The sequence below is a fragment of the Micromonospora sp. NPDC050417 genome, assembly GCF_044458865.1.
Lineage (GTDB): Bacteria > Actinomycetota > Actinomycetes > Mycobacteriales > Micromonosporaceae > Micromonospora_G.
On sequence record NZ_JBITIH010000005.1, the window covers coordinates 221,042 to 242,239 of the forward strand.

A 21,198-nucleotide genomic window follows, 5' to 3' on the forward strand; every position below is an offset into this window, starting at 1 on the left:
GAGCCGGACAGGTTCGCCCGGCCCGGGCCGCAGCTGTACGCGGGGTGACCGCTGGGTCAGCTGGCCGAAACAGTCACCGTGTTGAACTCCTCGGCCGTCAGCGGGCTGGCGACCAGACCCTTGACGTCCTTGGTGACGACGATCGCCGGCGGCGCGTGCCAGACCGGGATGGCCGGCAGCCACTTGCTGGCGATGTCCCGGTTGACCTGCTCCCAGGCCGCCTTCTTGCCGGCCTCGTCGACGGTCGCGTCGGCCGCGGTGATGGCGGCGAACATGTCGGTCATCTTCTCGTCGCCGAACTCCGGCTTGCCCCGACCGAAGAACGTTCCGACGAAGTTGCCCGGGTCGTTGTAGTCACCGGTCCAGCCAAGGATGTGCAGGTCGTGCTTGCCGAACTGCTGCACGTCGTCCTTGAAGCCACCGTTCCACGGGCGCGGCACACCGTTGACCTTGAGGCCCACGGCCTGGAGGTCGTTGGCGAGCACGGTGAAGATCTCCTGCGGGTTCGGCATGTACGGCCGGGAGACGTCCGGCGGGTAGTAGAAGTTGAGCGTCATGCCCTCGGCGCCAGCCTCCTTGAGGAGCTGCTTCGCCTTGTCCGGGCTGTACTCGTACTTCTGCGCGTCCGGCGCGTAGCCGAGCACGGTGTTCGGCAGGAACTGGCTGGCCACACTGGAGCCACCCGGCGCCTTGGTCTGGACCAACTGCTCGCGGTTGAGCGCGTAGGCAAGCGCCTGCCGCACCCGCAGGTCCGCGAGCTTCGGGTTGTTCTTCTGGTTGATGCCCAGGTAGAGGATGTTGAAGGCCGGGCGGTTGAGAACCTGGAAGCCCTCGGTCTCCAGCGCCTTGCGGTCGGCCGGCGCCGGGAAGTCGATGCCCTGGACGGTGCCCGCGCGCAGCTCCTGCTTACGGGTCGTCTCGTCCTTGATGACCTTGATGATCACCTTGTCGACCTTGGCCTTGTCGCCCCAGTAGTCCGCGTAGCGGTTCAGGGTGATCTCGTTCTTGGCCTTGTCCCAACCACCGAAGGTGAACGGGCCGGTGCCGACCGGGTTGGTGTTGGCGAAGGCGCTGTACTCGAACGAGTCGCCGCTCTGCGTCACCTTGTCGGCGTCGTACTTCTTCAGCGCCTCCGGGCTGGCGATGGAGAGCGAGGTGAGCGCGAAGGCACCCGGGAACGCGCCCTTGTACGTGTTCAGCGAGACGACGGCGGTGCCCTCGTCCTTGGCCTCGCACTTGTCGTAGATCGACTTACCGGCGGTCTCCGCCTCGTTGGTCGCGAAACCGCCGAAGACGTCCTGGTAGTAGAGCATCTGGCTCTGCGCCGCAGCGCCCTTCATGTTGTACCAGCGGTCGAAGTTGTAGCAGACCGCGGCAGCGTTGAAGGCGGTGCCGTCGTGGAACTTGACGTTCTTGCGGAGCTTGAACGTCCAGATCTTTCCGGTCGCGTCGTGCTCCCAGCTCTCCGCCAGGCCGCCGACGACATCGGCGGTGCCCGGCTTGTGGGTCACCAGCGTCTCGAACATCTGCCGGACCGCCCGGAACGACTCACCGTCATCGTTGAAGATCGGGTCGAAGTTCTTGGGGTCACCGGCACCAGCGAAGATGAAAGTGCCACCGGCGGCGCTTCCCTCTCCACCCTCGTCCCGGTCACTCGCCGCACATCCCGCCACGCCGGCGGCCATCACGGCAACGGCCGCGACGGCGATCGCCGACCTGAGCCCTCTCGCCTGCATCTCTCACCTCTGTCATGCGCATGACCAACGCCGGGGTTTTGGCACGGTCCGTGTGCGGGAGGCTAATGGGCTCAGGACCTCGAACGGAACGGCCAGATCCGAATCTCTACCAAGCCGACACCTAGAAGATGATCTATAACGCCTGGCCATGCGGTTCAACGACCGCTGTCACATCGGTCGGCCTGGTGCTGAGTGGACGGTCAGCCCGCGTTCCGCATGGGGACTGAGCGGGAGCCAGCGACTCGCGGCTCCGGGGGACGGCGAAGGCCGCACCCCCGAAGCCGGCGGGCATGGATCGTGACCGGTGTTGCGGAAGTGACGCCGGGAGGAGATCAGACGGTCCGACGGCCGGCGAAGGCACGGCCGAGGGTGATCTCGTCGGCGTACTCCAGGTCGCCACCGACCGGCAGGCCACTGGCGAGCCTGGTGACCGCGATCCCCATCGGCTTGACCAGCAGGGCCAGGTAGGTCGCGGTGGCCTCGCCCTCGGTGTTCGGGTCGGTCGCCAGGATGAGCTCCTTGACCTCACCAGCGGCGAGACGGGCCATCAGCTCGCGGATACGCAGGTTGTCCGGGCCGATTCCCTCGAGCGGATTGATGGCCCCGCCGAGCACGTGGTAGCGGCCCCGGAACTCCCCGGTCCGCTCGATCGCGACCACGTCCTTCGGCTCCTCGACCACGCAGAGCACCTCGACGCCACGGCGCGGGTCACGACAGATCCGGCACTGCTCGGACTCCGCCACGTTGAAGCAACTGGTGCAGAAGCGCACCAGCTCCTTGACCTTGCGCAGCGCCGTCGCCAGCCGGGTGACGTCGACCGGGTCGGCCGACAGCACGTGGAACGCGATCCGCTGGGCGCTCTTCGGGCCCACGCCCGGCAGTCGCCCCAACTCGTCGATCAGGTCCTGGATCGCACCTTCGTACATCTCGGGGGGCTCAGAAACCGGGCAGGCCGAGGCCGCCCATGCCACCGGTGACCGGGCCCATCTTCTCCTCGGTCAGCTTGCGAACCGCATCGCTGGCGTTGTGTACGGCGGCCAGCACCAGGTCCTCCAGCGTCTCCACGTCCTCCGGGTCGACCACCTTGGGGTCGATCTTGACGGAGGTGATCTCGCCGGCGCCGGTGATCGTGACGGTGACCAGGCCACCGCCGGCGGTGCCGGTCAGTACGGCCTCAGCCAGCTCCGCCTGTGCCACCGCAAGCTGCTGCTGCATCTTCTGCGCCTGCTTCAACATCTGCTGCATATTGGGCTGTCCACCCGGACGCACGGCGACTCCTCGGAAGAGCGAAAACGGTCCACCCCAGCCTAGGCCATGTCCCGCCGATCACTTGTCGACGGGACATGGCCCGTTACCGGCGATCACGGGCGATTTACCGCACCCATGACCACCCGAGGGCAATTAGCCCTTCACCACGACCGTCTTGACGATCTTGTCAGCGAGGGTCTGCCGCTTGCTGTCCCAGAGCGGGAAGAGGTAACCGACGTAGCAGATGATGCTGTCGACGAAGTGCGCGAGGTCGCGCAGGAACGCCTTGCCGGCGCCGATCGGCTGGCCGGAGACCTCGTCGACGAGGCGGATGCCGAGCGCCTTCTTGCCCCAGCTCTGGCCCGTCTTGCCCGCCAGGAACCAGCGGTTGTATCCGGACAGCGCGATGGCGAGCACGATGAAGACCCAGTAGAGCGGGCCGCGGCCGGAGGGGAGTCCGGTCTCGGCGTCGGTGCCCGGGCCGCCGAAGACGACGGCGAGGATTCCGAAGGGTGCGGCGACCAGGGCGTCGACGAAATACGCGCCGACCCGCGTGATCCAGTTGGCAAACATCAGGGGTGTACTCCTTGGGGAGGATGCTCAGCCGACGCCGAGCCGAATCAACTGGAAAGCCCAGCTCGCCAGGGCGAGCAGAGCCACCCCCCAACCCGTTGCCCGGCGTCCCCGGGAGGACCAGGCGACCGGTGCACGGAGCAGACCGATCGCCCGGAGCCCGAGCATCGGACCCACGGCCACCGCCAGCGCGGCAAGGCCGAAGATCACCGGATTGGCCCGAAGTGCGCCGATCACGTCACCGTGGACCAGGGCCACCGAGGCCGTGGTGAGACCGCAACCGGGGCAGGGCACACCGGTCAGCCAACGCAGCGGGCATGGCGCGGCCAGCCCGGTGGCACCGGTCAGCAGCGGCCAGATCGCCGCCGCCGCAGCGACGGCCACACCGAAGAGGCCGAGCCGCTCTGGCACCGAAAGTTCGCGCTGCACTGGTCCTGACCGTTCTGAGAGGGGGCGGCTGAGCATAAGAGATCACGGACCGGTTGGCTAACCGGTTCACCATCCCTCGCAAATGGACAGTCGACCCATTCATCATGGTCGTCACATATCGTGAATCACCGAACTATCGGCACTTACTTCGTATTGTCGATTTCGCCGATCCGCTCCGCGCCCAGCGTCTCCTGGAGCAACTGCACCGCCTGCTGCTCACTCGTCTGCCGAGCGGTCCGCTCGTCAACCACCTCGTCAAGCGGCTCGTCCCCCGGGTCGAAACCCTCGTAACCGGCGTTCGCCGACCGGACCGGACCGTCGTAATCCGGGTCGTACGGCGGCTCACCGGCCCACTCCCGGTCTGCCGTACGCACCTGGGCCTGCTGGGGGCGGGGACCACGACCAGCCGCCGCCGCACGCGCCGCCGCGAGACCGGCGCTCGGTTTGCCGCCACCCACCGGACCACCGGGTACGGACACACTCGCCGTCCCGTTCGGAGCGCCCTGCACGCTCTCCACCCGGGCAGCCGGTGCAGGCGGGCTCGGGCTCTGGCTCGGGCTCGCGCTCGGGCTCTGGCTCTGGCTCGCGCTGGCGCCGCCGGGGCGGACCGGCTCCGGCCAGTCGCCACCCGTCTCGGCCGGTACGGCAGCGGCTGCCGCCCCACCCGGGCGCGCCGCCTCCGGCCACCCGTTCTCCTCCACGTCAGCCGCCGGTGTCGCACCGGCACCCCGTCCGGGGCCGCCGTTCGCGTGCTCGACCGCCGGCTGTGCCCGACCCTGCTGGCTCTCCCCGGTACTCACGGGCGTGGTGTCCCAGGGCGGCGAGTCGGCCGGCGCCGCCGACCGGGGCGGCGGCGCGCTCCGGGCCCCGGCGTCACGGGCGACGTTCTCCCGGGCCGGAGCGCTGTTCTCCCGAGCCGGAGCGGCCGGGGTGGGGCGGGGTCCGGCCGAGCCGGCACCGGTCCGCTGGTCACCGGCAACCTCGCAGCGGATCTGCCACCGCTCGCCAAACTCCTGGTAGATGGCGTCCGACAGCACCTCAACGTGGCTGACGACCATCTGGGCGAGGACCGGCGACTTGACCGTCAACACCAGGGTGCCGTTGTCGACGTCGCGCACCACAGCGTCCCGTACCAGGGCGGCGAGGCGCTTGTTGGTCCGATTGATCATGCCGACGACCTCGCCCCACTGCCGCCGTACGGCAACGGCGTCCAGCACCCCCGGGGTGCCCGAGCCGGGAGCGGGCGGATCGGGGGTGACCGGATCGGGCATGACCGCCGCCGGGGGCGCCACCGGACGAGACGGTGCCGCCGTCGGCGCGGACGACACCGGAGCCCGGTCGGCAGTCGCACCAACCGAAGTAGCTGCGCCAACCGAAGCAGTTGGGGCAGGAGCCGGCGCAGCGTGGGCGGCGGGCGCTGGACGTACCGGAGCGGCTTCGGCGACCGGCATGGAGCCGGCGGCGGCCAACGGCCCCGGGTCCCCGCCGAGCGTCAGCCGACGCTCCATCCGCTCCAACCGTTGCAGCAGGCCACGGCTGGAGTCGTCGACACCGGGCAGCAGCATCCGGGCACAGACCAACTCCAGCAGCAGCCGGGGTGCGGTGGTGCCACGCATCTCGACCAGGCCGTTGTGAACAATGTCCGCACACCGGGAGAGGGTCGCCGGGCCGATCCGCTGCGCCTGCGCGGTCATCCGCTCGATCTGGTCCGACGGACCGTCGATCAGGCCCTTCGCCGCCGCGTCCGGCACCTGCTGCAGGACGATCAGGTCACGGAGCCGTTCCAGCAGGTCGGTGGCGAACCGTCGGGGATCGTGACCGGCCTCGGCCACCCGGTCGACGGTGCTGTACGCGGCAGCCCCATCCCCGGCGGCGAGCGCGTCACACATCTCGTCGATCAGCGCGCCGTCGGTCACCCCGAGCAGGGCCACCGCGCGGGCGTAGCTGACCCCCTCCGGACCGGCACCGGCGATAAGCTGGTCCAGCACCGATAGCGAGTCCCGGGCGCTCCCGCCACCGGCCCGAACCACCAGCGGGAAGACCGCCGGGTCGACCGTGACCCCCTCGGCCTCGGTGAGCTGTTCCAGGTACGGCCGCAGCACCCCCGGCGGAATCAACCGGAACGGGTAGTGGTGGGTACGCGACTTGATCGTGCCGAGGACCTTCTCCGGCTCGGTCGTGGCGAAGATGAACTTGACGTACTCCGGTGGCTCCTCGACCAGCTTGAGCAGGGCGTTGAAGCCGGCCGACGAGACCATGTGCGCCTCGTCGATGACGTAGATCTTGAAACGGCTGTTGGCCGGCGCGAAGAAGGCCCGCTCCCGCAGTTCCCGGGCGTCATCGACGCCACCGTGGCTGGCCGCGTCGATCTCGATCACGTCGATCGAACCGGCTCCGTCCCCGGCCAGTGCGCGACACGAGTCACAGACACCACAGGGCTCCGGGGTCGGCCCCTGCTCACAGTTGAGCGAGCGCGCCAGGATCCGGGCGCTGGAGGTCTTACCGCAGCCACGTGGACCAGAGAAGAGGTACGCATGGTTCAGCCGCCCGGTACGCAGCGCCTGCGACAGCGGTTCGGTGACGTGCTCCTGCCCGATCACCTCGGCGAAGGTGCGCGGCCGGTACTTGCGGTAGAGCGCGAGTGCCACTCGTCCCGCCTCCTCTCGACCGAGCCATTCTCGCCCCGCCTCGCCCCAACGACCACCTCGCCCCGCCCGCACTCCGAAGGAAGGGCCCCTTGTTATCGCTTCCGGTAGTACAAGGGCCCCTTGTTAACACCCGGCGGCGTTGGTCGCGGCGCTGGGCGTGCGTGAAAGCTGGGCGCGGGGGATCTGCGCTGACCGGGCGGAACGTGACACACGACACACGACACCGGGACGCAAAGGCCCCCCGTGCACCCGCCAGAGCCCGCTTATCCTTGCTGCCTTCCGGCCCTGGGGAGGTTCACAGGTTGACGCCGCACGGGGGGTGCGCCAAGTGTACCCGCTCGGGTCTTCGATCTTCACCAGCGGTACTGGGTTAGGAGATCTCGCCGGAACCTGTATCCTGGCCGGCGGAGGATTCGCCTAGAGGCCTAGGGCGCACGCTTGGAAAGCGTGTTGGGTTTACACCCTCACGAGTTCGAATCTCGTATCCTCCGCCAGAGGCGACATAGCATCGGGCCAGGTCAGAAGCGGTTTTCTGACCTGGCCCGATGATCTTTAGGGGACTGGTAGGGGAACTGAGTTCATCGCCGCTCGGCGCTGCCACCCGCGACGTGCAGCGGCACGGGGCGCAGCCCTCCCCCGGCAGGACGCGGCCCCACGCCGAGGCGCTGCCCGACGCCGGACACATAGCCGTCCGCATGCCCCGCCTTGTATCCCTCTGCCCGGGCCTCCCGGATCTCGGCCTGGCGGCGCCGATCAGCCTCAGCCCAGGTCTCCACCATCCGCCGTAGCTCCTCAGCGCGCTCGCGCTCCGCCTGGCGCAGCCGGGCCACCTCAGTTACCAGTTGCCGTTGAGTCTCAGCCAGCGCCGCCAGCAACCGCGTCGTGCCCGCCGCACGGCCGGCGGTGACCCGCAGCGCGAGCATCGTGAGGACGATCATGACCGCACTCAACAGGCAGACGATCGCGATCCGCCCCACCAGGGAGTACATCTGCTCGTGGCGAGGTCGGGACAGGACGGCCAGCACCCCAACCGCAACAGCACCGGCAAGCCCCAGCGTCGACGCGAGCACTGCGAGAGGGTCGGGAGATCCGGCCGATCGAGTGGTGACGTCGGATTGATCAGATATACGCACGGGCCCCCACCTCGTGTGGATACGGCAGCCCGTCGGGCTGTCGCTTGTGAGGGGCTTATGACACTCCGGTGATCTTGTACCGGCAACCCGTATGATCGGCGGCGAAGTCCACCCAATCGGCGGTGGCAGTAACGGCCACATGTGTGATAACCCTTCACGCATGTGCGTCAATGCGCACTACACAGTCAGTAACAGCGAGGCCTCTCGAACACCTGTTCGAAGACCTGACTTGTGATTCACATCACGCCGCTATTCGACCCGCATTGCCGCTAATCGCTACGCGCGACCTATTGCACTATTTACGCGCACCACATCGGACCGGGCTACTCGGGCGCCTTGCTACTCGTCATCCTGGCCGTCATCGACGAGACCGGGACGGTGCTCGCGGATCCACTGCTCAACTTCGGCCGTGAGCCAAATCCGACCAGCTCGGATGTGGTCGACGGGCTTAGGGAAATCCGGTCGCGAGACGATCTGGTCGACGCGCGTGGTGGAGACGCCAAGCCGGTCCGCCAGCTCCGCCATCCCCATCAACACGCCCATGATCAGGGAGCCTAGGTAACCCCAAACTGGGTGATCACACAGTGGACGGTCGCCCATTGGTGGTTGACAAGGGGTGATCGGGTAACGACGCTGAGGTCGAGGTGCGTGACCCCTGTCCTGGAGGTGCGACATGACCGAGATCACCCCGGCGGAACCGCCGCCGCGCCCCGTCCCTACTCCCAACCAGCATCCGGCCATGCCGACCGTGCCCATGGAACTGCTACGGATCATGCGGAACGCGGGTGTCACCCGGTGGACCAGGCGGCGGCGATGAACACCGACCAGCACGCACTAACGATGATGCCCCGGGAGGCGCGGCAGTGAGCCCGATGGACGAGCCGGCGACCCGTACGACGGTCTGGTGGGCGGTAGACCAGACGATCGAGAACCACGCGCAGCGGACGTGTCCGCAGTGCAAGCCGGAGGGGTGCCCGCAACTGGAGTGGGCGGTCAAGACCCGCCGCGAGTGGATCGCCATAGGCGAGGTGGACGAGCAGTCGCGGCTGCTCCGGTGACCCTGACGAAGGCGACCGTCAACCTGATCCCGCGCGCAGTCGAAGCCCTCGACGCGGCGTGCGCCCGGACCAGGGACACGAAGACGGACACCATCAACCAGGCACTGGTCGTCCACCACCTGGTGCTCGACCTGATGGAGCGCGGCGGCGGGCACCTCACCACGCAACTCCCGGACGGCCGGATCGAGCGGGTACACCTGTTGTGACGTCATCACGATCGAGAGGAGAGTCATGCCCGTACTTGCCGGCATCGCTACCCACCAGGGCGGCCGATCCGCGAACGCCGACGCCGCGGTGGTACACCGCTACGGCAGCGGGGACGTGACGACGGCAGTCGTGGTCGATGGGATCGGCAGCGATCAAGAGGTGGTCGACATGGTCCTGGTGGCCGCTGAGGTGATCGCCCGAACGGCGGCACGCACCAGCCCGGTCGCGGGAATCATGGCTGCTGCCGCAATGACGGCCGACACCGCGTACTTGGACCCGGGTCCGGACGCGGTCGCGGTCTGCGCGATGGTCGCGCCGGAGCGGGGCACACTGAAGATCGGGTGGATCGGCGACTGCCGCGCGTACGCGTGGACCGGAGAGGAACTGGTCCAGGTCACCGAGGATCACACCATGGGCCGGCGCATGAGGGTCGCCGGCTGGCCCGAGGATGTCGCGCGGAAGGTCGACAACTGGGTACGCGCAACGGTGTCCATGGCGACGATCAGCACGGTCATGGAGGCCCGGATCGAGGACGAGGACCTGCCGATCCTCGTGCTGCTGACCTCGGACGGCGTACACGACGCCCTGACGCACGACCAGCTTGTCAAGCTCGTCCGCCAGCCCGCCAGCCCGCAGTCACTCGCGGACGCCCTGGTGGCCGAGGCGGTAGCACAGCCCGGCGACGAACCTGCGGACAACGCGACCGCCGTGGTGCTGCTGCTCTCGTAGTACCTGCCGGCCGGCCCGGACCACGGCGCTCCGGGCCGGTTCACGTTGGTTACCGAAGGGCTCACAACATCGCCCCGACCCTCGCGTGAACGAGGGCCGGGGCGTGCTTCTGCAGGGCCGGGTCAGACCCGTTCGACCTCGATGGCGACCACGCCGAGGGCTTCCTTCTCGGCCGGGTAGATGAGGCGGATGTTGGCGAGCTGCTCGGCGCGGGTCGCGGTCGGGTTGACGGTGGACACGCTCTCGTGGTCGAACATGTCCTCGAACGTGCGGTAGTGCGATACCCGCTTGATCCGGGTCAGGCACTCTTCGCCCCGGCAGGTGAACTTGAGTAGCTGCCCGGCGGCCAGGCGCTTGTTCGACGGGTACGCCACCCTCACCTCGATGGTCTTGGTGCCGGCGGCGATGAGGTCGAAGTAGCGCTTATAGATGGGCATCTCGCGGGCCCGTTCCCGGGTCGCGAGGTCGGCGGGACGCTGAGCCATGAGTGTTCCCAGTTCGCTGGTGGTGAAGGATCGGTAGAAGTGTTTCGGGTCGGCGATCAGCCCGTTGACGAGCCAGATGAGGGCATCGACGTAGTTGTCGACGGTCCCCGGCCAGGCCGGGGTGGAGAGCATCCAGTCCTCGACTCCGCTGTGGGCCGGGCTGTCCGGTGCGGCGCGCAGCAGGCTCTTGGACAGCTTGCCGCCGGAGCCGGACAGCACCATCGGGGTGAAGATCCGGGCGGGCATCGCGGCCGGCGGAGTGCCGAGGGCCAAGAGGGCACCGTCGACGAGCTGGCAGCCGAATGACCAATCGCCGCCCTTGACCATCACGTACAGCACGTCGACTTCGCGGACCAGGGCGCGTTCCTTGATCACATTGCGGTACAGGGTGGCGAGGTCGAGGTATCCGCCGTCGATCGGGTCGATACACATTTCGTATTCGCCGTGCTCGTAGCAGACGGCGGTGAAGATCGCGCCGTCGCCGTCGACGCGGACCAGGCGGGTCTGCTCGGCGCGTTTCTCGGCCCAGCCGCAAGCCGGGCACGGAAGCCGGGTATGCACGGTGCCGGTAGACGGAGCGAGCCACCACCGCAACGCGTCGAAGTGCTCCAGGCTGCGGAGGAACTCGGACCGGTAGGCGGGGGTAGCCTGCTGATCGGTGTAGGTGTCGAGCTCGTACTCGGTGTCGGTTGCCTCCGACAGCGACTTGAACAACGCCCGGTAGTAGGTCTCGATCAACTCGTCCACGCCGGCCTTGCCGAGGGCGTGGTAGTAGGTCGTTTGGTAGGCCCGATGGGTTTCCGGGTCCAAGATGACCTCGTACGGCGCGTTGTCCAACGCGGCGAACCGCACTGTGGTGTCGACGGAGAACGCCCGGCGGGCGAGCTTGGCGAGCAGGAACGACGCCGTCTGCACGATGTTGGTACCCAGGTGCGGGGCCCCGTTGATCTGGGTGCCGACGACGAACACGATCCGCTTCGGGCGGTTCGCAACGACCTTCGGGCGGATCATGTCGATGGAGCGCAGCAGCGCGTTGGCCAGGACACTGTTGGGTGACAGGAGCTGCGGCGGCTGGTCGGGGGTGGTCATGGTCAGTCCTTCCGGTCCGGTCGCGGCAGACGCAGGTTGGCGCAGATGAAGTCCAGCCGGCTGGCGGGGTCCTCGGCCGGGACGAACACGGGGCTGTAGCCGGCGTCGTAGTAGCCCTGCACGATCAGCTCGTGCACGCGGCGGATCTCGCGGTCCTGTGCCCAGACCACGTCGTTCTCGTCCTCGAACGTGTCCAGGGGGTCGAGTACCAGCACCGCGTCGTAGCGGTACCGGCTGGTGGCCTCTTCGAGTTCGGCGTAGGGCTCCAGGCCGAAGAACCGGTCCCAGCCGTACCCGTCGGGGATGCCGCGGTTGTAGAACCGTACGCCGTGGGTGTGCGCGCGGTACTCGCCGACGAAGGCGTCCAGGACCTCGCGGGAGTAGTCGCGGCGGTCCTCGCGCTGCAGGTGACGGCCAAGTCGTGCCCGGTGGGCGCGGTAGATCTCACGGGCGGCCTCGTCGGGCGAGCACGGCAGTCCGGCCGCGATGACCGCTTCGATGACGGCTTCCTTGCCTGCGGACGGGCCGCCGGTGATGACGTACCGACGAGGCGGGCCGGTGTGGATGTCGGTGTTGGTCATGCGGTGCTCCAGGCGTCAGGGTCGGTGGTGTGAGGATGGGTGGACAGGCGGGCGTGCCAGCGCGCGTGGATACGCGCCCCGGGCTCGGTGGCGGTCAGGTCGCCGATGAAGATGCGACACCGTTCGGCGTCAGGGCCGTGGTGGCACACGATGTCGACGTCGTCCGGGTCGAGCGGCGGGCTCCACCCCGCCAGCGCGAGCAGCGTCTCCGGGGCAATGTCGCCGTGCAGCAGCCGGCCGCCGTACGCGCGCCGGTAGGTACGGATCGCCACGTGCAACTGTCCGACCCGCCACAGTGCCGCGTCGGCCGCGTCTCGTAGATCAGCGGCGGACGGGTCGAAGCTAGCCAGCCGCTCACACGCAAGGAGCTCGGCACGCAGCGCGTACACCCCGGACCACAGGCGGGCGATGTGCTCCTCGTGCTCGACGGCCTCCCACGCCCACATGTCCTGAGGTAGTTCGGCCGGCTCGCGCAGTACCGGGATCAGCCGTGGCGGCGCGGCCCGGGTCGTCGTCATCCGGTCGCTGTCGGCTATGAGGGCCTGGGTGAGGTCGGCGAGGATGCGCGGCTCGATGTGCTTGCGGAAGTGGTCGGCGTCGCGGCCCATCGCCAGTGCCGCGCTCGCCCGGCGGGCCATCAGGCCGTGGCCTGTGGTCGAGGGCACGGCGCCGAACAGCGTGCTCGCGGCCACCAGGAGCGCCGGGTCGGTGATGCGCTGCAGCATTTGACGCAGCAGTGTGTTGAGTGCGGCGACCCGGCTGTTTCGGTCGCGGGTCGTGGCCCGGGCGGTCACTCCGGGCAGATCCAGTAGGCAATCGGCAATCACTTCTGCGGCTGCCGGTAGCCCACGTCTGAGCAGTGGACGGAGATCCTCCGCCGTGGGGCTCCTGCTAGGGGTCATACCCCCAGTAGACCATAGGTACCCAGAAAATACCCACACCCACACCCAATGAATACCCAGCAGGGCCTGCGCGACGTAGCGAGGGCCTTCCTGGAGACACGACAAGCGGCCCGCCACCCTCGGGGTGACGGGCCGCTGTGCGTCCGGGCCCGATCAGTCTGCGATAACGAACCATCCGCAGACTCCGCACACGGCAAGGACTGGCACACCGACAAAAAGTAGGTAGATCCAGAGTTGAGCTGCGGCGAATCGCGCGGCCCAGGTGGCGTGACGATGTGCGTCCTGGGCGGCCTTCATCAGGGGGTCTTGAGACATCCCGTCAGGATGGCATCGCCGCGCCAGGGCAGTTACTCCGCCGGCGCCGCGCCGAGCCACGGCACGAACCGACGCAGCCACGCGTCGACGGCCGGCAGCGCCAGGACACGGGTGATCGCGCCGGCAACGAGGACGACTTGGGCGACCGCCGGCACCGCGTCGACGCCGGCGGTCATGGCAATGGTCGGGACGAGGGACACGGCACCGATGACGCCGGCGGCGATAGTTCGGGCGGTGGCGCGCCACGGGTGACGGGTCTGGGTAGTGAGATCCACGCTGGGTCCTCCGTTAGTCGGTTGGGGTAGTGATGGCTACAGCCTGGGCCTTTGCAAGGTCGGCCCGTGCCGTGGCGAGTTCTGCGCGTAGTCGCTGCACCTCTGCTCGCAGGTGGAGCACTTCTGCTTCGGCGGTGTTCGCGCGGGCCTCGGCCTGGGCAAGGCGCTGTTCGGCGTGGGCGGCGCGGGCCTCGGCGGTCGCAACCCGGGCGAGCAGCGCGAGCAGCTGGGCTGCCTGGTCCTGCACCTGGTCGGCCAGGTCGGCGACGGTGGTGCTGAGGGTGTGCCAGGCGCCGGCGTCCGACTGTCGTGCGGACGCCCGCGCCTGGGCCGCGGTGGCTCGTTCGCGGGCCCGGCCGGCGCGGGCCGCGATCAGCGCGGCCAGCGGCACACCGATCAGGGTGCCGATGGCGCCGATCGCGGCGATAACGTCGGTCAGGGTCACCGGTCAGCCCTGCAGATAGCCCTGTGAGACGCGGGCCTCGGCGATCAGCCGGGCAGCCGCGTCACGGTCCCGCTCTGCGAGGGTGGGAACGTCGGGCTGTTGTTCCAGCCAGGCGAGCTCGGCCTGCCCGATGTGCCGGACCTTGCCGGTGGAGTGAACGGCCAGAACCGGGTTGGGGGTGATCGTGGTGATCTTGATCAGGTACACAGGTTGCTCCTAGTCGTCGATGATCCAGCGGCCGTGCTGCCGCTGGGCCGATGCGGGGGGTCGGATGTCGTCGCCGAGCGCGATCGCGATGATCCGTGCCATCAGGGCGCGGTCGGCGCAGTAGCGTCGGTCCAGGCTCAGGTGCCAGTGCCAGAGGTGCGAGCTGTCCGCCGTGGCTGCGAGGTTCCGAACGTTGTCCCAGCCGTCAACGACGTTGTTGCCATCGACGTTGCAGAAGATCTCCAGGACTTCGTCGAGCAGGCCCGCCTTCATCGCGGCAAGCAGTCGCTGCGACTGGGCGATCATGGCCTCGGTGTTGCCCGGCGTGAAGTCGAAACCGGCGACGTGCCGCAGTTGATCGGGGGTCAGGCCGGTCTGCTTGGTGTACGCGCGGTTCGTGCAGAGCTGGCTCTGCATGATGAATTCTTGCGACCGGTGCGCGCCGCTGAGGTGCAGGTAATCGCCCTTGCTGCCCGCTGCGGTACGGGGCCGGCCGGTGCGGCGGCACAGTTCGTCGCCGAGCCAATCCATCTCGGCGGTGACGATTTCGCGGCGCACCCACTGGTCGGCGTTGAATTGCGTTCTTGTGGCCATCAGATTGTGATCCCGCTCTGCTCCTGCGCGAGGCCGATGTCTTCGACCACGAGTTGTACGGTCTCTTCGTCGTCGCTGTTGTTGAGGCTGACGTTTCCGGTGCCGGCGATCCGGCCGACGCATAGCAGTAGCGACACGGTCTGGTCGCCGGTCGGCCTGTACGTGACCGACATCGCCTTGTCTTCCGAGACGTTGGCGTCCGTCTGTCGGGTGTGCACGGTGGCACCGGGAACGGCGTTGTTCGCGATGGTGGCGGCACCGGCGGTGCTGATTCTGATCCGTGCACGTATTTCGTCGTTCGTGACGGTGCTGTCAAGTGGGAGCGGACTGGTCCAGATCCGGTACTGCCGACCACCGACCATGGGGATGTTGTCGAGCCGGAGCACGCCGAGGTCAGCTGCGGTGGTGGTGGGACTCGGGGTTGTCCGCTGGGCCCACTTGACGAGACCTCTGGGTCGGCTGTTCGTGAGGTTGGTCAGGTTGGTCAGGTCGGTGTCCAGGTCGTCGGCCGCGCTATCGATCCGGGTGAGTTCGGTCTCGATCGCTTGGGCTAGCGACTGGATCTGAGTCGGGCCGTTCGGGGCGTCGGCGGCCTCCGGATATGGCAGTTCGTAGGTTGACGTGGCTCCCACGGGATCACCTATTCAGGTCAGAGAGGCAGGGTCGACAGAATGGGGTAGTCGAATCGGACATACGAGCCGGCTGATCCGGCGACCAGGGCTCGGTATTTCATCGCGACCTTGTAAGCGCCGGGCGTGAGGTGCTCCACCAGAGCGAATTTGGAGCCGCTGACTTCGGTCCAGCCGGTCGCGCCGGTCCCACCGGCGGGTTCTCCGAATGCAGCTGACACGGTGAAGGAGTCGACATCGGATCCGTATCTGACGGTAGCGCCAGCGGAGTTGTAGATCGCAAAGCCAGCAAAGCCCATGCCCGAATCGAAGCTGAATCCGGTGCCGCCGATGAAAACGCGGACGCCACACGAGACGATGACGAGCAGGCGGCCCGAGCCTCCGACGGTGACGTCTTCCAGTGCCGGTCCGGGCTCCGCGCCGGGCAGGTCGACGAAGTCACCGACCGAGCTGGTGAACGTGCCACTCTGCGACCCGGCCTCGGTGCGTAGGGCGAGTGCGGACAGGGCTGATGCGGCTTCGGGGGTGCCGGGGATGACCAGCCGGCCGAGGATCGCCCAGGAGCCCTGCCAGGTGATGAGGCTGACTACCGATCCCGGTTGCAGGAGCAGCGCCTCGGTGCTGTTGAGGATCGGCAGGTTCGTCAGGGTTCCGCCGGCGACGGCGACGGTGTTGGCACATGTGATCCGGTTCCAGGCGACGATCACGCCCTGGCGCAGGCCGAGCGATGCCGTCGGTGTCTGGGCGAGCAGTGGAGTCAGGTCGTCGGAGGCGTACGAGGCCATCAGGGTCCTCCGGTCAGGACACGGGGTTGCTCACGGGTGCTCGCGGCGAGTGGGTCCTCGGCGGTCAGCGGCACGGTGAGTCGGTCGACGACGTGGGTTTCCACCCGGCCCGGGTAGCGGACGCTGATGGGGTCGTAAGGCTCCAGCGCGGGGTTCGGAATCGCGGTGAAGTCGACGGCGTAGGGCAGGCCGAGGTACTGGCGTAGCAGTTGTCTCGCGGCGCTCGTTGCCTGGGTGTTGGTGGTTAGGAACGGGCTGGTGTAGAAGCGGGGTACCTGGCCGAAGGGGCCGCTCCAGTAGGTGGGGCTTTCCGGGTTGTCGTCGACGGCGATGCCCCGGGGTGGTGGCAGCGAGTCGGCGGCCTCACCTGTGGCCACCACGGCGTTGTAGACGCCCTTACGGGTGAGGCGACGGGCCAGGGAGACGAGCACCCCACCGGCGCCCGCGTCGACGGTCCAGACGGGCTGGGTCGGGTCCGGAGCGGTACGGATCACGAGCACGCCGCGGTGGTCCCACCACCACGATTTCGCGGCGCTGGTGACGAGCTCTTTCAGGAACCCGTGTCGGTCTTCCTCAGCGATCAGCGCCCGGCCGACGGGGGTGTCCTCGGTGTCGTCGTCCCACTCGATGACCGCCTCGGGGTAGACCTCGGTGACGAGTTCGTCGACGACATCGCCGAATGTTGCTGTGGCGCTGAACTGCCGGGGGGCCAGTAGTCGGCCGTCGATCAGTCCGGCCATGCGGTCGGACGCGGCGATCTGGATGGAGCCGCGCGGCGCGTCGGGCTGCTCAGGAGTGTCGATGCGGTGGTACCCGAGGCTGACCCACTCGGTGGTGCCGTTGCCGTAGCGGATGCCGCGGCGTGCCCACAGCTCGTTCCCGTACGGGGTGAGTGGGTCGTCGGCGCGGGTTGGCCAGTGGGCGCCGATGGTGGTCAGGTCGAGGGTGGACCGGATGTCGGCCGAGCCGTTGATCTCGACGTCGCCGCCAAGGATGGGGATGGTCATGCCGGCTGGGTTCGTGCCGGTCTGGCCGGGGGCGACGATCCGCGCTTCGGTCACCATCTGGTGTGACCCCCTCAGTGTGCGGAGGAACTGGTCGGAGACGGGTCTCATGGCACGATCACGTCCTCCGGGTCGCCGACTAGCTGCAGCAGGTCGGCCCACGTCGGATGGGCGGACCCGACGAGGGCCCAGGTGCTGTACGTGGTGGTGACATCGGCCCAGGTGACGGTTGCGCCGACGACATCCGGGCCCGGGGTCGCGACCTCGGTGCACGGCAGGCTGGTGATGCGCCGTGTGGTCCGGCGGGCGGTGCGCCGCTGGGTGGTGTCGCCGACGATGACGTACCCGCCGGGGACGCCCGACCAGGCCGGCGCGTGGACAAACATGATGTCGCCGGCGGCGAGGATGAAATCGAGGGTGGCGGCGTCGGCCAGGGTGTCGGTGAGGAGGTCCAGGGTCCATCTTCGCGAGCCGGCGACGTCGGTTACCGCGACCGGCAGGGTTCGGCCCACGACCTGGAACGCGGACGCTCGGGCGGGTCGCTGGACTTCGGAGTAGTCCTGGACGACGACGGGCCGGTTCAGGTACGGCCGGGAGATGGACTTGAGCCAGACCTGGGCCAGCTCGGGCAGGACCGTCGCGGTTTCCTCGTCGACGATGGCGAACGCGCCGTTGAGCGCCGTGACCCGGTAGTGGTTTGTCTGCCCGTTGACGAACTCGTAGTCGTCCAGGGCGACCGTGCCGGCGGACACGGGCACGGAGGCGCCGCCCCGCACGACGGTCCACTGCGCGAGGTCGGTTGACCGCGCGATCACTGCCCACGCCGGGGACCCGGCCAGGCCGGTCGCGGTCAGCCGCACACGGGACAGGGCGGCGTCGTAGGTGGCGGTCAGGCTCATGCGGCAGCTCCTGCGGTCACGCGCCGCTTGAGGCGGCGGTCGTGGTCGCGCAGGTTGATTCGGACGACCTGCCGGATGCCCTCGCCGAGGTCCACGTGCAGTTCCACCACTTCGGGGCCGCCGAGGTGGTGGTTCGGGGTCATGGTGCCGACGCTGTCGGGTGTCCAGACCTCCGGGCCACGCTCACCGACCAGGTACGACCGGCCCGGGTGTGCCCGGCCGCCGGCGGCCAGGCGGGGCAACTGCGGCAGACTGAAACCACGGCCGCCGATACCGGGCACCCAGTCCGGGGCCTGGAATCGCAGCCGGCCCACGGTGCCGTTCCACAGGTCCGACACACGGTTGAAGGCTGCCCGGAACGGGGCCGAGACGATCTCCGTAACGGTCGAGAACGCCGACTTGATCTTGCCGGGTAGGTCGCGCAGGTACGACACGACGGACCCGGCCGCGTCGATCACCCACCGAGTACCAGTGACGATCGCGTCGAACGCGGGCTTGATGCCCTTCTGCCACAACCACGTCGCGCTGGTCGCGATCGCCTTGAAGGCGCCGTCGACGATCGCCCGGAACGTCTCCGACCTCTTGTACGCCAGGACGATCGCGGCGACCAGGGCGACGATCCCGACGATCACCAAGCCGACCGGGTTCGCGGTGAGCGCGGCGTTGAGTAGCCACTGACCGGCGGCGTAGGCGCGGGTCGCCGCGGTGACGGCAACGGTCGCGACCCGCTGGGCGACCGTGGAGACGACAGCCCGCCCCCGGGCCAGGATCCCCACGTTCGTCGCCGCGGTGTCGGCTGCGGTGGCGCCGGCGGCGATCCGGGTGGCGGCGGTGTTCTGGAGCAGCGCCGCTGTCTGGGCCTGCAACGCGGCCCTCATCCCCCAGTTCGCGGCCACCTCGGCCGCTTTCAGCGGAAGGCTGACGACCGCGGCGACGTTGGCGCCGGTCTGCGCGACCTTGGAAATGACGTAGCCGGCGGCGATGACCGGTAAGAGCTTGGCCAGGGTGTCCAGGTGGTCGGCGGCGAACCCGACCACGGCACCGGTGACGTTCATCGTGTCGCGGAAGGCGCCGGCGTTGCCGGTGACGACAGGGATGATCTGCCCGACGCCGGTAAGGATGCTCCGCAGCTTCTCCAGGCCGGCGGACACCTGCTGCTGACCCTCGGACGACTCCAACCACGCGCGCATCGCCGCGGACCCGCGCTCGAGGGAATCGATCGTGGATCCGCCGTCGTCACCCGCACGGAAGAACGCGACGAACGACGCGACGACGTTACCGACGATCCGGCCGAGCTGGCGGGTGACGTCCAGGGCCGTGCTGATCCACGCCGCCGCCCGGCCGCTGTCGGCCATCGCCGTCGACCACCGTTCGAACCGCTCGGCGACCGACAGCCCGCCGGCGGCCAGGCCGGGCAGAAACGCCGAGCCGACCGCCGCCCACCGCAACATCCCGTTGACGATCGGGCGGATCCACCCGGCGAGGACCTCGGTAGTCGATGCGGTGTTCGCCAGGACCTGGTCGACGTCCCTGCCAGTCTCGGCGGTCTTGCCCCACGCTGCCACGTCCCGCAACGCGACGTTGAACGCCCGGCCCATCCGGCCCAGCCACCCGGTCGCCCGGGGCAGGTAGATGCCGGACAGGTCCCGCAGATCCCCCGACACCCCACGCCAGGTTTCCTGCTGGGCGCCGCGGGCCGCCGCCGCCCACCCCGGGCCCAGAGCGCGCAGCGTACGGATGACCGATCGGCCCGATGGGGCGAGTTTGTTCAGGGCCTCGGCCGCCGGGGCGATTCCCCCGGCCGCCGCCGTCCGACCCGCCTCGGCCACGGCCCGCTGCGCGTCGGCGAGCTGCCGGGCCGACTCTGTGACCCGTTCCTGTGCCTCCCGCTGCCGCTCCAGGGCGTCGGTGACCGCGTCGGACCCGTCGACCCCGTCCCGTTGTCCCTTGGCTTGTTCCTGTTGCAGGTCCCCGTACCGGTCGGCGACCTCTTCCAGGGTCTGTCGCGCGTCCTGCCAGGCCAGGTTCGCGTCAATGATCGCGCCGGCGTCGCCGGACTCGGTGGCGGCGATCAGGTCCTGTTCGGCCTTGGTGACGTCGCGGGCCGCCCGCTCTCGGGCGATCCGGGCACCGTTCACCGACCGGTCCAGGTCCTGCAGCCGCTCCGCCTCTTCGGCGCGGGCCCGGGTCACGGCCCGCTGCGCGGCCAGGGCGTCGCGCTGCGCGGTCGCGAGCGACTTGGTCGCGGACTCGACCTGCCGTTGCGCGGCGGCAACCTGCCGGGACGTGTCGGCCACCGCTTGACCGCCGCCGCGTACCTGTTTCCCCGTTGCCTGCCACGCCGCGCCCATCCCGGCGGTCGCCGCCCGCAACGCTGCCGCCTGCAGGGCGGCGGCGGCCAGGAACGCGGGCAGCAACGCGACCGCCCCGGCCGCACCGGAAACAGATGCTCCGAACGCCACCGCGTACGCCGCGGCGGACGCGAGCGCCACCCCGAACGCCGCGGTGGGGGCGACCGCCCGGCTGATCCGGGCCGCCTTCGCCGTGAAGCTCTCGACGGCCTTCTCGGCCTGGGCCGAGGCCCGGGTGACGCCGGCGGCCGACCCACCGAAGCTGACCTTGATACTCCGCTCGGCCATCAGCGCGGCCCCCCGCTGCCGAACGCCCGGACCACCCGGTCGGCGGCGCGGTTCCACTCCGCCGACATGGTTTTCTCGTTCTCGCTGATCGTGCGTAGCGCCCAGTACGAGTGGGAACCCAGATGTGGCCGGAACTGCTTGAGCCGGTTCGACCCGAACTCGCTGCCGAACAGGATCTTGTACGCGGGCTTGCGCTTGCGGCCGACGCGCGTCGAACCGCCGATGACGATCGCCGGGAGCCGGTCGCGGACCACCCGCACCGTCGGACCCATCAGCGCGGCCTGCCGGGAGTCCGACCGGGCCGCTCCCTGGACTCGCACGGCGAGGGTCGCCGCGAGCTTCCCGGACGCGTCACGCAGCGCCTGGTCGGCCTCACGCGGCAGCCCTCGGAACGCCTGCAACACCTGGCGGGCCCCGTCGATCCGGACGGTGACGGTCATGCTGTTTCTGGCCACAACCGCCTCCTCATCCGCTCATCTGTGGTCCACCGGTGGTGCCACCGCCGCCGCGCCGGGCCTGGTCGGCGAGAATCTGGGTGGCGGTGACGATTGCCTGCTCTCCCTCGTCGGCCCACACTGCCGGGGGGAT

The 21,198-nt window shown here is 69.0% G+C and carries 25 protein-coding genes, 1 tRNA gene and 1 other RNA gene; 5 read left to right on the forward strand and 22 right to left on the reverse strand.

Features of this window, described 5'->3' with window-relative positions; genetic code table 11:
• Nucleotides 1–56 precede the first annotated feature (56 nt).
• The 7 genes from ACIBF5_RS09365 to ffs all read right to left on the reverse strand — a co-directional run bounded on the left by ACIBF5_RS09365 (nucleotide 57) and on the right by ffs (nucleotide 6,956).
• A complete protein-coding gene (locus ACIBF5_RS09365; RefSeq protein WP_396809762.1) occupies nucleotides 57–1,736 on the reverse strand; it encodes an ABC transporter substrate-binding protein in 1,680 nt (559 codons plus the stop codon).
• A 332-nt stretch (nucleotides 1,737–2,068) separates the two neighbouring features.
• A complete protein-coding gene (recR, locus tag ACIBF5_RS09370) occupies nucleotides 2,069–2,662 on the reverse strand; it encodes a recombination mediator RecR (protein ID WP_396809764.1) in 594 nt (197 codons plus the stop codon).
• 10 nt (nucleotides 2,663–2,672) lie between these two features.
• Complete coding sequence (locus ACIBF5_RS09375; RefSeq protein WP_396809766.1) at nucleotides 2,673–2,981, reverse strand: YbaB/EbfC family nucleoid-associated protein; 309 nt, start codon at nucleotides 2,979–2,981, stop codon at nucleotides 2,673–2,675.
• A gap of 156 nt (nucleotides 2,982–3,137) precedes the next feature.
• Nucleotides 3,138–3,557 carry an RDD family protein gene (locus tag ACIBF5_RS09380; RefSeq protein WP_396809768.1) on the reverse strand — a complete coding sequence of 140 codons (420 nt, stop codon included), beginning with the start codon at nucleotides 3,555–3,557 and terminating at the stop codon, nucleotides 3,138–3,140.
• 27 nt (nucleotides 3,558–3,584) lie between these two features.
• Entirely contained in the window at nucleotides 3,585–3,986 is a 402-nt protein-coding gene (locus ACIBF5_RS09385; protein WP_396809770.1) for a DUF2752 domain-containing protein, read from the reverse strand.
• Nucleotides 3,987–4,129: 143 nt separating this feature from the next.
• Nucleotides 4,130–6,634 carry a DNA polymerase III subunit gamma and tau gene (locus ACIBF5_RS09390; protein WP_396809772.1) on the reverse strand — a complete coding sequence of 835 codons (2,505 nt, stop codon included), beginning with the start codon at nucleotides 6,632–6,634 and terminating at the stop codon, nucleotides 4,130–4,132.
• Between the two features lie 232 nt (nucleotides 6,635–6,866).
• Nucleotides 6,867–6,956: signal recognition particle sRNA small type (ffs, locus tag ACIBF5_RS09395), an RNA gene on the reverse strand.
• An 84-nt stretch (nucleotides 6,957–7,040) separates the two neighbouring features.
• Here ffs and ACIBF5_RS09400 point away from each other — a divergent pair.
• Nucleotides 7,041–7,128: transfer RNA gene (locus tag ACIBF5_RS09400), tRNA-Ser, on the forward strand.
• 84 nt (nucleotides 7,129–7,212) lie between these two features.
• Here the strand turns inward: ACIBF5_RS09400 and ACIBF5_RS09405 are convergent.
• Entirely contained in the window at nucleotides 7,213–7,704 is a 492-nt protein-coding gene (locus tag ACIBF5_RS09405) for a hypothetical protein (protein ID WP_396809774.1), read from the reverse strand.
• Nucleotides 7,705–8,106: 402 nt separating this feature from the next.
• Nucleotides 8,107–8,310 carry a helix-turn-helix transcriptional regulator gene (locus ACIBF5_RS09410; RefSeq protein WP_396809776.1) on the reverse strand — a complete coding sequence of 68 codons (204 nt, stop codon included), beginning with the start codon at nucleotides 8,308–8,310 and terminating at the stop codon, nucleotides 8,107–8,109.
• A 130-nt stretch (nucleotides 8,311–8,440) separates the two neighbouring features.
• Between ACIBF5_RS09410 and ACIBF5_RS09415 the strand changes: the two genes are divergently transcribed.
• Genes ACIBF5_RS09415 through ACIBF5_RS09430 form a run of 4 tightly spaced genes read left to right on the forward strand, consistent with a single transcriptional unit; the run spans nucleotide 8,441 to nucleotide 9,761 of the window.
• The gene (locus ACIBF5_RS09415) at nucleotides 8,441–8,584 is read left to right on the forward strand and encodes a hypothetical protein (protein ID WP_396809778.1); all 144 of its coding nucleotides are present in this window, start codon (nucleotides 8,441–8,443) and stop codon (nucleotides 8,582–8,584) included.
• A gap of 46 nt (nucleotides 8,585–8,630) precedes the next feature.
• Nucleotides 8,631–8,825 carry a hypothetical protein gene (locus ACIBF5_RS09420; protein ID WP_396809780.1) on the forward strand — a complete coding sequence of 65 codons (195 nt, stop codon included), beginning with the start codon at nucleotides 8,631–8,633 and terminating at the stop codon, nucleotides 8,823–8,825.
• On the forward strand, nucleotides 8,822–9,031 hold the full coding sequence (locus ACIBF5_RS09425; RefSeq protein WP_396809782.1) for a hypothetical protein: 210 nt from the start codon (nucleotides 8,822–8,824) through the stop codon (nucleotides 9,029–9,031). Before ACIBF5_RS09420 ends, ACIBF5_RS09425 begins: the two co-directional genes overlap by 4 nt.
• A 25-nt stretch (nucleotides 9,032–9,056) precedes the next feature.
• Nucleotides 9,057–9,761 carry a PP2C family protein-serine/threonine phosphatase gene (locus tag ACIBF5_RS09430; protein ID WP_396809783.1) on the forward strand — a complete coding sequence of 235 codons (705 nt, stop codon included), beginning with the start codon at nucleotides 9,057–9,059 and terminating at the stop codon, nucleotides 9,759–9,761.
• A 122-nt stretch (nucleotides 9,762–9,883) separates the two neighbouring features.
• Here ACIBF5_RS09430 and ACIBF5_RS09435 read toward each other — a convergent pair whose 3' ends face one another.
• The 13 genes from ACIBF5_RS09435 to ACIBF5_RS09495 form a co-directional block, all read right to left on the reverse strand.
• A complete protein-coding gene (locus ACIBF5_RS09435) occupies nucleotides 9,884–11,335 on the reverse strand; it encodes an ASCH domain-containing protein (protein WP_396809784.1) in 1,452 nt (483 codons plus the stop codon).
• Nucleotides 11,336–11,337: 2 nt separating this feature from the next.
• Nucleotides 11,338–11,916, reverse strand: a complete 579-nt coding sequence (locus ACIBF5_RS09440; protein ID WP_396809786.1) for an AAA family ATPase — start codon at nucleotides 11,914–11,916, stop codon at nucleotides 11,338–11,340.
• Nucleotides 11,913–12,641, reverse strand: a complete 729-nt coding sequence (locus ACIBF5_RS09445) for a hypothetical protein (RefSeq protein ID WP_396809788.1) — start codon at nucleotides 12,639–12,641, stop codon at nucleotides 11,913–11,915. Before ACIBF5_RS09445 ends, ACIBF5_RS09440 begins: the two co-directional genes overlap by 4 nt.
• 524 nt (nucleotides 12,642–13,165) lie before the next feature.
• Nucleotides 13,166–13,408 (reverse strand): hypothetical protein, encoded by a 243-nt coding sequence (locus ACIBF5_RS09450; protein WP_396809790.1) that lies wholly within the window; start codon nucleotides 13,406–13,408, stop codon nucleotides 13,166–13,168.
• A gap of 13 nt (nucleotides 13,409–13,421) precedes the next feature.
• Nucleotides 13,422–13,853 (reverse strand): hypothetical protein, encoded by a 432-nt coding sequence (locus tag ACIBF5_RS09455; RefSeq protein ID WP_396809792.1) that lies wholly within the window; start codon nucleotides 13,851–13,853, stop codon nucleotides 13,422–13,424.
• A 3-nt stretch (nucleotides 13,854–13,856) separates the two neighbouring features.
• Nucleotides 13,857–14,060, reverse strand: a complete 204-nt coding sequence (locus ACIBF5_RS09460; protein WP_396809794.1) for a hypothetical protein — start codon at nucleotides 14,058–14,060, stop codon at nucleotides 13,857–13,859.
• Nucleotides 14,061–14,069: 9 nt separating this feature from the next.
• Nucleotides 14,070–14,654, reverse strand: a complete 585-nt coding sequence (locus ACIBF5_RS09465) for a hypothetical protein (RefSeq protein ID WP_396809796.1) — start codon at nucleotides 14,652–14,654, stop codon at nucleotides 14,070–14,072.
• Nucleotides 14,654–15,286 carry a hypothetical protein gene (locus ACIBF5_RS09470; protein WP_396809798.1) on the reverse strand — a complete coding sequence of 211 codons (633 nt, stop codon included), beginning with the start codon at nucleotides 15,284–15,286 and terminating at the stop codon, nucleotides 14,654–14,656. The genes ACIBF5_RS09465 and ACIBF5_RS09470 overlap by 1 nt, the downstream gene beginning before the upstream one ends.
• 17 nt (nucleotides 15,287–15,303) lie before the next feature.
• The gene (locus ACIBF5_RS09475; RefSeq protein ID WP_396809800.1) at nucleotides 15,304–15,990 is read right to left on the reverse strand and encodes a hypothetical protein; all 687 of its coding nucleotides are present in this window, start codon (nucleotides 15,988–15,990) and stop codon (nucleotides 15,304–15,306) included.
• Nucleotides 15,991–16,067: 77 nt separating this feature from the next.
• Nucleotides 16,068–17,132, reverse strand: coding sequence for a DUF5047 domain-containing protein (locus tag ACIBF5_RS09480; RefSeq protein ID WP_396809801.1), 1,065 nt, complete (start codon nucleotides 17,130–17,132; stop codon nucleotides 16,068–16,070).
• 47 nt (nucleotides 17,133–17,179) lie between these two features.
• Nucleotides 17,180–17,971 (reverse strand): hypothetical protein, encoded by a 792-nt coding sequence (locus ACIBF5_RS09485; protein WP_396809803.1) that lies wholly within the window; start codon nucleotides 17,969–17,971, stop codon nucleotides 17,180–17,182.
• Nucleotides 17,968–20,610 carry a hypothetical protein gene (locus ACIBF5_RS09490; protein WP_396809805.1) on the reverse strand — a complete coding sequence of 881 codons (2,643 nt, stop codon included), beginning with the start codon at nucleotides 20,608–20,610 and terminating at the stop codon, nucleotides 17,968–17,970. Before ACIBF5_RS09490 ends, ACIBF5_RS09485 begins: the two co-directional genes overlap by 4 nt.
• Nucleotides 20,610–21,065, reverse strand: coding sequence for a hypothetical protein (locus tag ACIBF5_RS09495; protein WP_396809807.1), 456 nt, complete (start codon nucleotides 21,063–21,065; stop codon nucleotides 20,610–20,612). Before ACIBF5_RS09495 ends, ACIBF5_RS09490 begins: the two co-directional genes overlap by 1 nt.
• Between the last annotated feature and the right edge of the window lie 133 nt (nucleotides 21,066–21,198).

What these genes read in the sequence shown, in the direction of transcription:
- ACIBF5_RS09435 (WP_396809784.1), bottom strand. Translation starts at nt 11,335, where the DNA reads ATGACCACCCCCGACCAGCCGCCGCAGCTCCTGTCACCCAACAGTGTC.
- ACIBF5_RS09480 (WP_396809801.1), bottom strand. Translation starts at nt 17,132, where the DNA reads ATGGTGACCGAAGCGCGGATCGTCGCCCCCGGCCAGACCGGCACGAAC.
- ACIBF5_RS09380 (WP_396809768.1), bottom strand. Translation starts at nt 3,557, where the DNA reads ATGTTTGCCAACTGGATCACGCGGGTCGGCGCGTATTTCGTCGACGCC.
- ACIBF5_RS09430 (WP_396809783.1), top strand. Translation starts at nt 9,057, where the DNA reads ATGCCCGTACTTGCCGGCATCGCTACCCACCAGGGCGGCCGATCCGCG.
- ACIBF5_RS09445 (WP_396809788.1), bottom strand. Translation starts at nt 12,641, where the DNA reads ATGCTGCAGCGCATCACCGACCCGGCGCTCCTGGTGGCCGCGAGCACG.
- ACIBF5_RS09490 (WP_396809805.1), bottom strand. Translation starts at nt 20,610, where the DNA reads ATGGCCGAGCGGAGTATCAAGGTCAGCTTCGGTGGGTCGGCCGCCGGC.
- ACIBF5_RS09410 (WP_396809776.1), bottom strand. Translation starts at nt 8,310, where the DNA reads ATGGGCGTGTTGATGGGGATGGCGGAGCTGGCGGACCGGCTTGGCGTC.
- recR (WP_396809764.1), bottom strand. Translation starts at nt 2,662, where the DNA reads ATGTACGAAGGTGCGATCCAGGACCTGATCGACGAGTTGGGGCGACTG.
- ACIBF5_RS09365 (WP_396809762.1), bottom strand. Translation starts at nt 1,736, where the DNA reads ATGCAGGCGAGAGGGCTCAGGTCGGCGATCGCCGTCGCGGCCGTTGCC.
- ACIBF5_RS09415 (WP_396809778.1), top strand. Translation starts at nt 8,441, where the DNA reads ATGACCGAGATCACCCCGGCGGAACCGCCGCCGCGCCCCGTCCCTACT.
- ACIBF5_RS09375 (WP_396809766.1), bottom strand. Translation starts at nt 2,981, where the DNA reads ATGCAGCAGATGTTGAAGCAGGCGCAGAAGATGCAGCAGCAGCTTGCG.
- ACIBF5_RS09440 (WP_396809786.1), bottom strand. Translation starts at nt 11,916, where the DNA reads ATGACCAACACCGACATCCACACCGGCCCGCCTCGTCGGTACGTCATC.
- ACIBF5_RS09485 (WP_396809803.1), bottom strand. Translation starts at nt 17,971, where the DNA reads ATGAGCCTGACCGCCACCTACGACGCCGCCCTGTCCCGTGTGCGGCTG.
- ACIBF5_RS09465 (WP_396809796.1), bottom strand. Translation starts at nt 14,654, where the DNA reads ATGGCCACAAGAACGCAATTCAACGCCGACCAGTGGGTGCGCCGCGAA.